General features: G+C 48.9%; 14 protein-coding genes. 3 read left to right on the top strand and 11 right to left on the bottom strand.

Going from position 1 to position 14,241, the window contains the following annotated elements; genetic code table 11:
* Positions 1–86 precede the first annotated feature (86 nt).
* The 3 genes from GHH_RS09290 to GHH_RS19170 all read right to left on the bottom strand — a co-directional run bounded on the left by GHH_RS09290 (position 87) and on the right by GHH_RS19170 (position 3,347).
* On the bottom strand, positions 87–1,913 hold the full coding sequence (locus GHH_RS09290) for a diguanylate cyclase (protein WP_015374930.1): 1,827 nt from the start codon (positions 1,911–1,913) through the stop codon (positions 87–89).
* A gap of 242 nt (positions 1,914–2,155) precedes the next feature.
* Positions 2,156–2,752, bottom strand: a complete 597-nt coding sequence (locus tag GHH_RS09295) for a DUF5317 domain-containing protein (RefSeq protein WP_015374932.1) — start codon at positions 2,750–2,752, stop codon at positions 2,156–2,158.
* Between the two features lie 352 nt (positions 2,753–3,104).
* Positions 3,105–3,347: a hypothetical protein gene (locus GHH_RS19170; RefSeq protein WP_015374933.1), complete on the bottom strand. Its 243-nt coding sequence runs from the start codon at positions 3,345–3,347 to the stop codon at positions 3,105–3,107.
* Between the two features lie 191 nt (positions 3,348–3,538).
* Here GHH_RS19170 and GHH_RS09300 point away from each other — a divergent pair, with 191 nt between their 5' ends.
* Both GHH_RS09300 and GHH_RS09305 read left to right on the top strand, forming a co-directional pair.
* Positions 3,539–3,820 (top strand): AbrB/MazE/SpoVT family DNA-binding domain-containing protein, encoded by a 282-nt coding sequence (locus GHH_RS09300; RefSeq protein WP_014195946.1) that lies wholly within the window; start codon positions 3,539–3,541, stop codon positions 3,818–3,820.
* A gap of 20 nt (positions 3,821–3,840) precedes the next feature.
* The gene (locus tag GHH_RS09305) at positions 3,841–4,263 is read left to right on the top strand and encodes a type II toxin-antitoxin system death-on-curing family toxin (protein ID WP_015374934.1); all 423 of its coding nucleotides are present in this window, start codon (positions 3,841–3,843) and stop codon (positions 4,261–4,263) included.
* Between the two features lie 501 nt (positions 4,264–4,764).
* On the opposite strand, the gene GHH_RS18255 is transcribed toward GHH_RS09305, so the two are convergent.
* The 3 genes from GHH_RS18255 to GHH_RS09315 are packed head-to-tail and all read right to left on the bottom strand — an operon-like array spanning position 4,765 to position 7,143.
* The gene (locus tag GHH_RS18255) at positions 4,765–4,911 is read right to left on the bottom strand and encodes a FeoB-associated Cys-rich membrane protein (protein ID WP_015374936.1); all 147 of its coding nucleotides are present in this window, start codon (positions 4,909–4,911) and stop codon (positions 4,765–4,767) included.
* Positions 4,912–4,926: 15 nt separating this feature from the next.
* On the bottom strand, positions 4,927–6,921 hold the full coding sequence (gene feoB, locus GHH_RS09310; protein WP_015374937.1) for a ferrous iron transport protein B: 1,995 nt from the start codon (positions 6,919–6,921) through the stop codon (positions 4,927–4,929).
* A complete protein-coding gene (locus GHH_RS09315) occupies positions 6,922–7,143 on the bottom strand; it encodes a FeoA family protein (RefSeq protein WP_015374938.1) in 222 nt (73 codons plus the stop codon).
* A 227-nt stretch (positions 7,144–7,370) separates the two neighbouring features.
* On the opposite strand from GHH_RS09315, the gene GHH_RS09320 reads away from it, so the two are divergent.
* A complete protein-coding gene (locus tag GHH_RS09320; protein WP_015374939.1) occupies positions 7,371–8,330 on the top strand; it encodes a bile acid:sodium symporter family protein in 960 nt (319 codons plus the stop codon).
* 161 nt (positions 8,331–8,491) lie between these two features.
* On the opposite strand, the gene GHH_RS09325 is transcribed toward GHH_RS09320, so the two are convergent.
* The 5 genes from GHH_RS09325 to GHH_RS09345 form a co-directional block, all read right to left on the bottom strand.
* Entirely contained in the window at positions 8,492–9,418 is a 927-nt protein-coding gene (locus GHH_RS09325; protein WP_015374940.1) for an endonuclease I family protein, read from the bottom strand.
* Between the two features lie 63 nt (positions 9,419–9,481).
* The gene (locus tag GHH_RS09330; protein WP_015374941.1) at positions 9,482–10,987 is read right to left on the bottom strand and encodes a Na+/H+ antiporter NhaC family protein; all 1,506 of its coding nucleotides are present in this window, start codon (positions 10,985–10,987) and stop codon (positions 9,482–9,484) included.
* 171 nt (positions 10,988–11,158) lie between these two features.
* Positions 11,159–12,007: a metallophosphoesterase gene (locus tag GHH_RS09335; protein WP_015374942.1), complete on the bottom strand. Its 849-nt coding sequence runs from the start codon at positions 12,005–12,007 to the stop codon at positions 11,159–11,161.
* A gap of 60 nt (positions 12,008–12,067) precedes the next feature.
* On the bottom strand, positions 12,068–12,643 hold the full coding sequence (locus GHH_RS09340; RefSeq protein WP_033006121.1) for a hypothetical protein: 576 nt from the start codon (positions 12,641–12,643) through the stop codon (positions 12,068–12,070).
* Between the two features lie 745 nt (positions 12,644–13,388).
* On the bottom strand, positions 13,389–14,102 hold the full coding sequence (locus tag GHH_RS09345; protein ID WP_033006105.1) for a GntR family transcriptional regulator: 714 nt from the start codon (positions 14,100–14,102) through the stop codon (positions 13,389–13,391).
* Between the last annotated feature and the right edge of the window lie 139 nt (positions 14,103–14,241).

Raw genomic sequence — 14,241 nt, forward strand, 5'->3', positions numbered from 1 at the left:
ATATCATTCAATAAATAAGAAAAACCATTCAAAAACATTCGAAACCAAAATAAAAACACTTGCCATCGGCAAGTGCCTTCTTTCACTTAATTCAGTTGCTCCATCTCGGCAAGCGGCAAATAATGCTTCCGCACAAACGCGACAAACTTCGCCGCATAGACCGGATCAAACTGCGTTCCTGCGCAACGTTCGATTTCCTCAAGCGCCTCGTCAAACGTTTTCGTCGGCTGGTACGGCCGCTCAGTCGTCATCGCGTCAAATGAATCGATAATACACAAAATGCGGGCCAATTTCGGGATTTCTTCCCCTTTCAGCCCGTACGGATACCCTTTCCCATCATATCGTTCGTGATGCAGCTCGACAAGCGGAAGCAACTCATCGAATCGCTTCTCCGCCGCCACAATCTCGCGCCCCCACGTTACGTGCTTTTTGATGATCTCCCATTCATGCTTCTCCAACTTTCCCCGCTTATTTAAAATATCGCGCGGCACTTCAATTTTGCCAATGTCGTGGATGAGCGCCCCTAAAATGAGCGTCTGCCGTTCATGGTCGGTCAACTCATCAAGACGACTGCCAAACTCCAACGCATATTTAAACACCCGTTTGCTATGGCGGTATGTATAGACATCTTTGGAAAGAAAAAATTTCACTTGCTGCTCGAGCGCTTCCAAATCTTGCTTAAACTTAATCTCATCCAAGCACATATTGTGCTTATCATACAGCTGCACGTTGTTTTTCCCTTGCGCCTTGGCGTAATACAGCGCTTGATCGGCGCGATGGATCAATTCCTCGCTTTCGTACATATCTTTTTCCATCTCGGCGATGCCGCACGAAAACGACAGGCAACGATACGGAATATGCTCGACGCCTTCAAAATATGTATCGTTCACTTCTTTGCGCAGTCGGTTTAAAAACGCGTACGCGTCTTCTTTCGTCGTGTTGGGCATTAAAATGGCAAACTCTTCTCCGCCATAGCGGGCGACCGTGAAGTTCGTCCCTTCGACTGCTTTTTGCAGCAGTTTCCCGAAAAAAGTCAACAAACGATCGCCTTGCAAATGGCCGTTTCGGTCATTGTATTTTTTAAAATCGTCTAGATCAAGGAACGCCAATGTCAACGGCTGTTTAAGCAGTTTGCAGTCGGAAAACTGCTCCTTGAGCGCTTCCTTGAAAAAACCATGGTTGTAAAGACCGGTGAGGTGGTCTTTGTTGGCGCGGTTGGAGACTAGTTGGTATAATTGCAAAAATTTTTTAAAGATAAAAGATAACAATGTCACTAAAATAATCAGTAAGAATAGCCCAAAGTATTTTGCTTCCCATAACAAAATAGCTAAAACTAATGAAAGTAATAGAGTAATAGAATAGCTGACACATGCCTCTTTTAAAATTCCTAGTTCTAGGGCCCCTTTAAAGATTTGACCCACGCAGAGAAAGAAAAGCAATATCAAAATAACATTAATCCCGAAATAAACCAGTAAACTAACTAAATAAGGCAGGAGATTGTAGTAATTTATCTTTCCAATTTCTCCGTGGAAAAACAAAAAGGAATAATAGGCACCTGATATCATCAAACAATACATTGAAAAATTAAATAAATGCCTCCAAAAAGACATTTTTCGCCTATAAAACAGTTCCACAACACTATAAATAAACAAAACTTTCAGAGTAAAACTAATGCCATATAAAAATAAAATAGCAAGATAAATAGATGAGTCCATTGAGAAAGAATTAGCTTTAGGAGGTAAACTAATCGGAAAAAAATTCAACAAAATAATGGAACCAACTAACATATAAATTAAAACCCAATCCCAAAGGGATTGAGCAAAGAAATCAAGATTAATCCAAAAGCTGGACAAACCTAAAAATGAAATTATGATAATATAAATTTTTTCTGTTTCTTTAAAATTCAACGCCATATATAACCACTCTCATGTGAATAAAATTCGATTAATAAGACTAAAAAGAGACGCAATACATGAAATCATTTTCTTAATCAAGTGTTGAAAACATCTTAAATCAAATCTTGCAGAAAAGCCACAACTATTCAATCAGTCTAAATCCAGAAGTCAATGCCACAATCACCGAACCAAGGATGAACAAATTGATCAATACTTGTTTTACTTTGAATTTCATGTCCTTTTCCCCCTTAAAAATTAGTTTATTGATTCGCAGGAGCGGCCGTTGTTTCTTTCTCAGCATCGTCTGCCCCATGGCGCGGTGCGCTGAGCATCAGATGCTGGATGAACAAGAACGCCCCTACGTTCATCACAACGTCGCCGATGCTGATGACTTGTTGGCGCGGGTACGGCGGAGACAGCGGAATGATGTCGCCGAGAAACGGCAGAAGTGTATCCGATGTGATCGCCTGGTGCTTGCCGTACAGACCGGCTTTTAACGCTTCGATGTATTCGCGGCCGAGAAATTGGGCGGCTTCGATCGATACCGGCATCCGTCCGCCGTTTACGGCCATGACGATAAAGTTAAGCAAGACGCCGGCGAAGATGACCGGAAACCCCGGCTGATGGCGGTTGAGCCACAGAAATGCGAGTCCTGTGATATAGACGAGAAGAAAAATAACGTTGCTCATTTTGGCGATCCACTCGATGCGTTCTTGAAGGAAAAAGACGATAAACTGCACCGCCAACAAGAGCGGAAACAACCAACCGCCGCGCAATTTCATGTTGGCCAACCCTTTCAGGCTTCCGCCGCGAAACCAGCCGATCAACAACGACAAAATGATTCCATCGTAAACCATAATGCTGTCCCCTTGATAAACAGAATTTTCTCTTTTTTCTAAACTGCTATCCTCGCTTCTATTTTTACCGTTTTTTTCATTCCATGTAAATAGTCCGTTCGTCCTAACTACAAACAAATTTTGATGAATATCGTTTCCTTCTTTTCGTTTTCGTCATTCTTTGAAACAAGAAACGACAAAAACAGCGTCATGTATATCCATTGAATAGTGAAAAAGAACCTACCCTCAATGGAATGATCCCCCGACTGCGCAAACACTTAGCGGCAGGAGATTCTTGGGCGCGCCTGCCCACAGCCAGCAAGCCATCCTCGTTCATCTCACCGTTCCGCTTCCAAGCTTATGTGGATTGGCTTCACGGCGCAAGATAATAAACGGATGGTCCGTCGCAACAATGAATATCCCTCATTCCTTCTGCAAGACAAAGATATTTGATAAACCAACTAAATCCCCCAAGCAATAATAAAGATAGCCGTCGTTGATCCGTTCCGTGACGCGGCTGTTTCATGTTCCACTGCTTGACGCTTCCGACCTCACTATGTCCGGCATGGCATAACACACAGACGGCATATCCGTACAAGCTCACTTTATGCGGCACTCCTCTTTCCCTCCTAACGACATCGATTCTAAAAATGCGGCATGCGTTTTTCTCGTTGAAAGACAAAAAGCCCTTTTTTATTATTCCGTATTGCTTTTCGGAAGATTATTGTTATAATTGTTTATACAGTAATAATTTTATGGATAAAAACGTCCTTTTTGTCCATATTATGGAAAGGAGATGGAAAAGAAATGGACGCGGAAATGTTGGGAAGCAAGAATGACAAAACGTATACACGTCGGATTAGCCAAGTCGGGAATAGTTTGTCCGTTAGCATCCCGAAAGATTTAGCCACGATGCTAAACCTAAATAAAGGCGATGAAATCGAAATATATTACGACAAGGAACGAGGGGAAATCGTGATGAAACGCGCAAACCGAATTCCAAAAGAAGTCCGTCCTGAAGTCGTGATGGCGATGAACCGCGCGATCTCCAAATATGACGAAGCGCTGCGCAACTTGAAATATAGATAAAGGAGCAACCGGAGGAAAACATGGTTTATTATTTGACAGCGGAAGAAATCATATTTATCCATTACACGGTCATGGAAATGTACGACGACGCAGAACAAGCGGGGATCCAATTCCCCGATAAATTCGCGTGGATGTTGGAAAGACCGAAAACGAAATTGTTCGGGGAGGAACAGTTCCCTTCGATTATTGAAAAGGCTTGCTGCTATTACCATTCCATCACGACAGGTCATATTTTCCACAACGGCAATAAGCGGACGGCTTTAACCGTATTCGTCACGTTCCTTGATTTGAATGGATATGAGTTCACTATGACCAATAAAGAAGCGGAAGATTTCACGGTGTACCTTGTCGAGGATGCCAAGTTCCGGGGAAATGATTGCATCCAGCATCTTGCCCACGAATTAGAGAGTTACATCCGTCCCATCCAAAAACGAAAAGAGTGAGGAAAAGAGTGAGGAAAAGAGCGGGCCAAAGCCGGGTCAAGTTCAATTATTGCGTGAAATTCCATCGCCAACCCAGTAAACTTGGATGACAGGACAACAACATCGTTTTTTGCTGCTTTGTTTTTACGCAACTGTGCGAACCTTGATCCAAAGCCGCCTTTTCGCTATTCGCAGCTTTTCATACTTTTACCTTGCGGCAGGTATTGGGTATTGTCAAAAGTTTATCCTCCACACTCACGGTCTTCCCTTGAGTTTCAACGGTTGAACGAAAAAAGCTTTCTACCCCCGATGTTTTCGGCCATCATTGAGGCAACAACACCCAACAGCCAAAACAAAGGGCGGCCTGATCTTTTGTCCTCCAGAGCCCGTTGAAACGAAAGTTTGCCCATTCATCCCCCCTTATTTTTTGGCTATCCTACAACATGGAAGCGAAAGTCTTTCGTCGGAAAATGAGAAAAACGGATTCCGATCATCGTCAGGAATCCGTTTGCCCTTAACAGGTTACCTCTCTGTCCCGCAGTTGCCTCGGCAATGGTTCGCCGCATGGCATGACGCACATGCGCCTTTGGCGCTTTTTTTCACGTGGCGGACAAGCGTCCAGCTGGCGTAGGCAAAAATCGCTCCGCCAATCACAAGATTCGCGATCATCGATTCTCTCTCCTTTCATGAATAACCAAGCATATGCCCAAACTGATAGACGGCAAACGAAATGACATACGCAACCGTCAGCGCGCAGCCGATTGACAACAACGTCCATTTCCGCGACCCGGTTTCTTTGCGAATCGCCGCCACCGTCGCTAGACACGGCGTATAAAGCAGGACGAACACCATAAAGCTGAACGCCGACAGCGGCGTGAAATGGGAGGCGATCACCTGCTTCAGCCCGTTCTCCTCATGAACGTGGTAAATAATATTCATCGTCGACACCACGACTTCTTTCGCCAAAAAGCCGGTGATCAAAGCCGCGCCCGCCTGCCAGGCGCCAAAGCCAAGCGGGGCGAGCAGCGGAGCGATGAGGCCGCCGATGGCGGCGAGAAAGCTGTCATCCATCGCGACGCCGACTCCGCGCGGGCCGATGTACGTCAACAGCCAAATGGCGACCGAACCACCGAAAATAAACGTCCCTGCCTTGCGGATGAACCCTTTTCCTTTCTCCCATGTGCTCCGCCATAACGTCAGCGCCTGCGGCATACGGTATGGCGGCAGTTCAATGACAAACAGCGAACTTTCGTTTTTCAAGAGCGTCGATGAGAACAACTTGGCGAGCCCCAAAGCCACTACAATGCCAAGCACGTAAAGCGAAAAGACGACAAGCGCCTGTTCGCGGACGAAAAACGTGCCGGCAAACAAGGCGTACACCGGCAAGCGGGCGGAACACGACATAAACGGCAGCGCCAAGATCGTCAACAGCCGTTCTTTCGGCTGCTCGATCGTCCGCGCCGCCATCACTCCGGGAACGTTGCAGCCAAAGCCGATGATCATCGGGATGAACGCCTTGCCGTTTAACCCGATCGCTTCCATCATCCGATCCATCACCATCGCCACGCGCGCCATATATCCGGAGTCTTCGAGAAGCGAGATGAAAAAAAACAAAATGAAAATTTGCGGGACAAACACCAACACCCCGCCGACCCCAGCAACGATGCCGTCCAAGATGAGCGCCTTGATAAACGGCGACGCCCCCGCCCAGTCGAGAAGACGGGACAGCCAATCCGCAAGCGGCCCGGAGAAAAACGCATCAAGCCGATCGGCAAGCGGCGTCCCCAGCCAGTTAAACGTCAGCATAAACACCACATACATCAGCGCCAAAAAAATCGGCAGCCCGACATAACGGTTTGTTACAACCGCGTCGATTTTTTCCGTTAGCGTCAGCGGTTTTTGCTCAAACTCGATGGCCGTCGCAGCGATTGTTTCACTGATCCAACGGTCACGCGTTTCATAAATATGCTTGGCTGCCTGACAGCCGAGCGCCTGTTCCGTCTCCTCACGGATCGCCAACAACGGTGACAAATCGAATCGCCCGCGCAAATAGGCGGCGATGCGTTCATTCCCCTCCAAAAACTGCAACGCCACCCATCGTTTGTTTCCAGGCACATCGTCCGGCAGCTGCTCGGCAATGCTCCGGATGGCATTCTCCACCTCGACGCCGTAATCGACGGCGATGGAGGAATGAGGCTTGTCTTTTGCCGCCAAAACGGCGTGAACCAATTCGTTCGTTCCTTTTCCTGTTCGGGCGATGACCGGGATAACAGGAACGCCAAGATACTTCGACAGTTTAGCGGCGTCCACTTTCACGCCCCGTTTTTCCGCCACATCGACCATGTTTAGCGCGATGACAACGGGACGGCCAAATTCCAGCAGCTGAACGGTCAAATGCAAATTGCGGCGCAACTGCGACGCGTCAACGATATTGACAATCGCTGAGCACGGCTCGGTCAATAAAAAATCGGTCGCCACTCCTTCATCACGCGACAGCGGCTGAAGCGAATACACGCCGGGCAAGTCGACCACCGAAACCCCGTGCTGGCGGAGCACTCCGATTTTTTTCTCGACCGTCACCCCGCTCCAGTTGCCCACATATTCATAAGACCCAGTTAAGCAGTTAAACAATGACGTTTTGCCGGTGTTTGGATTGCCAAATAAAGCGATGTAGGACATTTATTTCACCTCGATCGATGACGCCTCTTTGCGCCGCAAGCCGATCGCCTGTCCATCGATTTCGATCATCACCGGTCCGCCAAACGGCATCGCGGCTTTCAACCGCACCGTTTTCCCTTCTTTCACCCCTAGATGAAGAAGACGCTGTTTCAGTGCCTCCTGCTCAATGGCCAGACGGACGACGACCGCTGTTTCCCCTTTATGCAAATCAGTCAGCACCATGATCATTTCCCCCTGTTTTTCTATCCGTCTCTCCTGTGGTTCAATAATGATTCTTCTTCTCAATTCCAATCATACCATAAGCAAAGAAGAAAGGAGTGACTTTTTTCACAATCATTCCTCATTGTCATCATTTCTTCAAAATTCGCCACCTCATCAGTTGAATTTTTCTGAAAAGTGTATATAATCTTTTGTATATCTTTCCCATCTTTGCTCAAGGAGGAAGCTCAATGAACACACTAGGAAAAATCAGCAACTTTGTCGGCAACACCTTTGCCATCTGGGTGCTTCTGTTTGGAGCGCTCGCCTTTTTCGCTCCCAGCGCATTTACGTGGATCGCTCCGTATATCGTGCCGCTTCTAGGCATCGTGATGTTTGGCATGGGATTGACGCTGTCAGCGAACGATTTTAAAGAGGTGTTCAAGCGTCCGCTTGATGTGTTAATCGGCGTCGTTGCCCAGTTTCTCATCATGCCGCTTGTCGCGTTTTTGCTCGCTTACTTTCTGCCGGTTTCACGTGAGGTGGCGCTCGGCATTATTTTAGTCGGCTGCTGCCCGGGCGGGACGGCGTCCAACGTCATGACGTATTTGGCGAAAGGGGATACGGCGCTGTCGGTCGCCGTCACTTCTGTTTCGACGATTTTAGCGCCGATTTTGACGCCGTCGCTCATTTTGCTTTTAGCGGGAAAATGGCTGTCGGTGTCCGCTGCCGCCTTGTTTTGGTCGATCGTTAAAGTCGTGCTGATTCCGATTGTTTTAGGGCTCATCGCCCAGGCGCTGTTCCAAAAGCAAGTAAAAGCGTGCATCCCGGCGCTGCCGCTCGTTTCGGTCATCGCCATTGTTGCCATCGTCGCCGCCGTCGTCGGGCAAAACCAAGCGGCCATTGCCAAAAGCGGGCTTCTGATTTTTCTTATTGTCGTTGTTCATAACGGATTGGGCTTGCTGCTTGGGTATTGGTTTGCCAAACTGTTTCGCCTGTCGCCGCCAAAACAAAAGGCGATTTCCATTGAAGTGGGCATGCAAAACTCTGGGCTTGGTGCGGCTTTAGCGACCGCCCATTTTTCGCCGCTCGCCGCCGTTCCAAGCGCTATTTTCAGCGTCTGGCACAATATTTCCGGCCCGATTGTCGCAACGTACTTCCGCAAACAAGCAGACCGCCAGGCAACGGATGAACAAACGATTTCCGCTTGACCTCTCTCACGCTTTGTTTAGCCGCAAAAAAGCTGTCTCCCGAAATGAAACGACCGTTTTTCGGAGACAGCTTTTCTGCCTATTATCACGCTGTTTTTCCGCTCTCGGACGATTAGGCGCTCTTTGGAAACAAAAAGCGGACATCCGCCCTCAATCTCATTTCACAGCGCCCCCTCAAACGGAAACACCATCCTTCCCGCTAGTTCCGGGAAATCAATGAACGGATTGCGGTTGCCTTGGATGAAGAAAATCGCGCTGTTGCGATGATGCTCATACACCGTTGGCGGAAATTGTTCGTGCCAACGGACAAGGAGCGGAATATCGATTTTGCGCCGGAATGATTTCGCGATCGCCTTCGGGTAGCGAAGCAGAAAGTAAAGCATCGCCCTTGCCGCCGTCCCTTTGCCGTATTCCGGCTCGAAATAGCCGTTATGGACGACGCCGCAGCGGTTTTGGATTTGCTCGTCGGGATCTTCCGGATTGTAAAACGGGAAATCCGCGTACGGAAAATTCGACCGCATCGTATTGCACTCCGGCTGGCAAACGAATAAATGATGCAAATCGCCTTTCATCGGTTCGCGGGCGCCAAACCACGACTGCGGGACAACATGTTCCGCATTGAATTTCCATTGCTGCTCGATCGTGTTCACCCGCTCGTGCACATCGCCCCATCCATTTTTCGTCCTTCTCAACAGTTGACGAAACTCTTCATAACGCCGCTTCATCGTTTCCACATCTTGAACGATCAGTGTTCGTGGATCTTTCCGCTCGCCGGAATACAAGCTGCGCACCGTTCCGTCCGGGTGCAAGTCGACCCATGTGTACAAATACTCATCCTTGCTGAAAAAATACGGCAGCCGCCGCTTATGGGTGTGCGCCGCCAGTTCATGATAGCGGACAAACAACATCAATCCGTCCCCTTCAAGCGGCAGATGGCGGTAATACCGTTCGCGCGCCCTCTCATCTTCTGCGGCCCGATAATACGCATCCTCCACCGCGAGCCGCTCATTCAGCTGCTCGAGCCGTTCTTTCGGATCTTCCTCCCGCCATTGGCCGAGCTCCTCAAGCCGCCGTTCCGCCTCTCCCATCAGCGTTCCCCTTTCTTTTTTCTTTTAGTGTATCACGGAAGGCGAAAGAGGGCGATAACGGCGTTAATGCAAAAGAAACGATGTCGCGCCGAACAAAACGGCGGCGATGCCGGCGGCGATCAACGACGGAATCAGCTTCGTTCGCGCGTATTCCATCACCGGCAAATCCAAAATGGTGCAAAGCGTCACCGTATTGTCGCTAAGCGGCGACGCAAACGCCCCGAACGTCCCGCTCGCAAACACCGCGCCGATGACCGGCAAAATGTTCGTTCCCGACTGGCTCGCTAGCGTTACGCCAAGCGGCATCAACATCCCCCACGTCCCCCACGACGAGCCGATGAAATAGGAAATGACAGCGCCAAGCAAAAACAAAATCGGGGCGACGAAAAACGGCGGAATCCATTCTTTGACATGGCCCGTAATGTATTGCGAAAACCCTAAATCCTCCGCCACAGCCGACAGCGCCCAAATGAGCGCCAGCATTAAAATGACGGAAATCAGCTCATTGCCGCCTTTGACAAAATGCGTCAACAAATCGTTCAATTTAAATCGCTGCCAAAGGAAGAAAGCAACTGTAATGATGACGGTAAACAACAGCGCCTCCAACATCGCGCCGAGCGCATCGCTTTGCAAAAACGCCTGCCAAAACGTTCTTGCCCCCCGGCGGCCGTCCCACCAGCTTAAAAACAACGTCAAGACAAGCACGATCGAAAGCGGAACGATCAAATTCCACGGCTTGACCGGCGTTTCTTTTTGGTAGGCGCGCGGGCATGTCTGCATCGCGTCCCCTTCTTCCCCTTGCGCTTCATTGGGTTCATGGTCAGCCGGCCGCTGTTCTTCCGCCATTTCGAGCGCCAACCGCTCGTTCCAGCTCCGAATCGGCGCCTCTTTCCGCTTTTCGCTTACTGCTGCTTGTTTTTGGCGCGAATAGACAAAAAAACTGTAGTAGAGCCCGACGGCAATAATGGCATACGAGAAAAAGTTAAACGGAATGCTTCGGACGTACACGATGTACGGCTCCGCGCCGATGCCGGCCGTATCAAGCGCCTTATCGATGACCGACACCATATAGCCGACAAACGCGGTGGCAATTGGGATGAGCGCGACAACCGGGTTGGATGTCACCTCAATGGCAAAGCCGATTTGCTGGGACGACAGCCCGAGCCGTTTGCGCAGCGCCTTCATGATCGGCGCGACGGTGACGATGCGAAAATCGGGGTCGCTAAACGTCACCATCGTCGAAATCCACGTCAGCAGCATAGCGGTTTTGGCCGATTTCACTTTTTGGCTGACGAGATGGACAAATCCTTTGATTCCGCCGGTGTATTTGATCATGCTCACAAGACCGGCGAACACATACAAGAAAATGATGATGCGAATGTTGTTCGTCTGCATTAAGTTGTCAACAACGTAATGAAGCATCGTCCGCAACCCGCCAAGCAAGGACGGGGTCATCAAATAACTGCCAACCAACAGCCCGACAAACAGCCCGGGGATGACTTGCTTCGTCCAAATCGAAATCGGGATGACAACTAAAAATGGCAAGAGAGCTTTCCACGACGGTTCCATTGGCCATTCACTCCTTTCTTTAAAAAGTATGGCGATGGTTTCCCTTGTCTATGCAAACTGTCATTGATTTTCCCCCAACAACGGGGAGACGAGTCTACACAAAAAGCGCGCCGCATGGTGGCACGCGCAAGCGAAACCGCTTTCCTACCTAAAAAAATAAAAAGCTGCCAATTAGACAGCTTTCACCGCTTCTCTTCGGGACGGCAGCGCCAACAAGTGGAGCGTCACTTCCGGCTTCGAGCCGATCCGGATGTTCACCCCGGTTTGCCCAAGCCCTTCGTTGATATAAAACGGTTTTCCCTCCCATTCATGATAACCTTTGATCATGTTCCGCTCGGTGAGCGTTTTGCTCATTTTCGCCAAATGGTACGGCTTTGGCCAATGAATTTGTCCGCCGTGGAAATGGCCGGACAACAAGTAGTCAAAATGATAGTCTTTCATATGCGGCACGATGTCCGGATCGTGCGTCAACACAAGGTTGATGCCGTCTTTCACGCCCGCATACGCCTTTTCGATGTCGCTGCGCCCCGTGTAAAAGTCATCGATGCCGATGATATTGACGGTTTGACCGTTGACGGTGATCGTTTTCGTCTCGTTTTGCAAGACGACGCAGCCGTGCGCCTCAAGCGTCGCTTTCAAGCGCGCAAACGGTTCGCCTTGCAGCACGTAATCGTGGTTGCCAAACACCGCATACATGCCGTACGTCGGTTTCAATGCATTCAGCGCGGCCAAATACGGACCGAGCTTGGCGATGCTTTCCTCACGGTCCAAAAAGTCGCCCGTCAACGCGATCAAATCGATCGCTTCCTCTTTCAGCTTTTCGTATAAATCGTCCGGGGTGATCGACAGTTTTTCAAGATGCAAATCCGATAGCTGCAAAATCCGAAGGGCTCCATCTCCATCCTCTGAACGACCGACTTGGACTTTATGCAAAACCGCTTCATACGTATTGCGGTGGGCTTTGCGAATGACCAAAGCAAGCAATGACAAGATTGCAAGAAAAACAAAAAAGAATGTCATCGTCTTCTCTCCTCCCTCGATACCCATTATAGTGAAATGGAGGAGAGAAGAAAGAGGGAGTTAGTGGATGAGATGGCAGCCGTACAACGAAAACAATTTTCCCTTTGACATCACCAAATATTTCGGCGGACGGACAAGCGGCATGAGACGGTGTTGGGCCACTGTCATCATCGGCCAATGGGATGCCATTTTAAACCAACGGTAAAATGAATTGCCAATGTTAATGACATCAAATCCGAGTCTCTCACAACCTTTGTTTAACATCGTCACGCCGATAATCCCTTTTATGCTGGCGGACTGTTCGTGATGGTAAAGATAATGGGCAACATACGGCAAACTGGCCTTCACTTGTTCGAAAATATAACGTCCTTTTTGAATATCGCTTCGATACTGCATCAGTTCGCGAAGCAGACGAACATTATGAAGGTGAATTTTCAACAGCCAGTCATTGGCCGCAATCGTCGTTCCGTCCGAAAGGTGAATGGTTTCACCCTTGTATCGAAGCAAACGGACGCGAAAAATGGAACGACAGCCGTTCTCTTTCCCACCAGCATATTCAAGGCGGGAACATGCATAATAGAGTGGATCCATCAGTCCCCATACAGACAACAGCCACTGCGTCGCTTTGCTTCTCATTGGCGGCATCCTTCCCCTGCTCGTTCTATCCATTTACATTATGGAATCGATCGAGCGGCATTATAAATGGAGAAAAAAGGAGAAAAGATCGCTGCATGACCAGTCGGGAGACGCGCGTACTGAAGTCACATCTCTGTTTCCTCGCCCTAATCGAACACTTCCCCTGTACAAGCAGTTTTTAGCCGCCGTTCCGAATGAATCAAGCACCACAGCTGTTTCGATCAAACAAAAGATGTGTCAGAAAGCGCCTTGTGCCCTAGAAGGCCGGTGAAAAACGGCTGCCACGAGCAAATCAGCGGCATTTCACCAAAAAAAGAAGGCTGATTTCGCAAGGCTTCTCTAATTGAGAAAAAGATGGAATAGCGGCATTTTGTACTAAATCACCGGCCCTCTAGAGGACTGGTGAAAAACGACCGATTTCGCCGAACCCGTTGCTTTCGGCTGAAAGAGAAGCGTTGATGTTACAGGACTTCTCCATTTGAGAAGAGATTCCGTTTTCTGCGACTTTTCACTAAATCACCAGCTTTCTAGAAGGGTGGTGATTTCATGCAAAAGGCGGATCATTCCAACCCTATTTCAATTGGAGAAACATTGTCAGATCTGCTCTTCTTTCTGATCAACTACCACCCGAATTAAATAAAAAGATTGGTTGTCACCAACCTTTTATGAAGAAAGACAGAAAGAGCCCCCCCTGAACGGCACCAAAATGCGCCTGCCTTCCCCGGATCGCGAAAGCAGGCGTCATTTAGCGGCGGGTGCTTACCGTGACGAATACGAATTTGTCATACCGATGGCGGGAAAACGAGTATTCAAACGGCTCCCCGTTGTTCAAAAAACCAACCTGCTCCAATTCCAGCACTGGATCGTCGGGCGCGCACTGCAAGTACTGGCGATCAAGCTCATTCGGTTTATCTGCGCGGATTTTCCGGTGCGACCCTGCAATCGTTAAGCCGAGCTCGTGAGTGATGTAACGATAAATCGAGCCATGAAGCACCGTTTCATTGAGCCCCGGGATCAAATGGACGGGCATATACGTCCGTTCAATGACGTACGGCTCCCCATCAACATTGCGCAGCCGAATCAAGTGGTACACCGGTGTGTTCGTGTCAATGCACAAATGGGCGGCTACTTCATCGGATGGAAACAATACTTCGAACGTAATGATTTGGCTTGTCACCTTTCGCCCTTTCAATAAACTCGTCAAGCCAAGTGTTTCGTTGCTGACGACATTCACCAATCCGTCAAGCATGGCGGATTTTACAATAAACGTGCCATGACCGCGCTTTCGATACAACAGCCCTTCGGATACGAGCACATCAAGCGCCCGCTTTACCGTCATCCGGCTGCAGCCAAACTCCTCGGCGAGCGAGATTTCGTCTGGAATCGGCGCGTCTAGGGAATACACTCCCTCTTTAATTCGTCTGCGGATCTCATTCGAAATTTGCTCATATTTCGGCATCGTTTTCATCCCTTGTCATTATCCTATTTTCATTGTACGAACAATCATCTGTTTGCACAATACTCAATGCGGCTTTCTCCTTCACCGATTTCGCCGTCCTGGTTTCCCGACCGACAAAAAGCGCCCCGCTGTCCGGGAC

The organism is Geobacillus sp. GHH01 (genome assembly GCF_000336445.1).
Taxonomy (GTDB): Bacteria; Bacillota; Bacilli; order Bacillales; family Anoxybacillaceae; genus Geobacillus; species Geobacillus zalihae.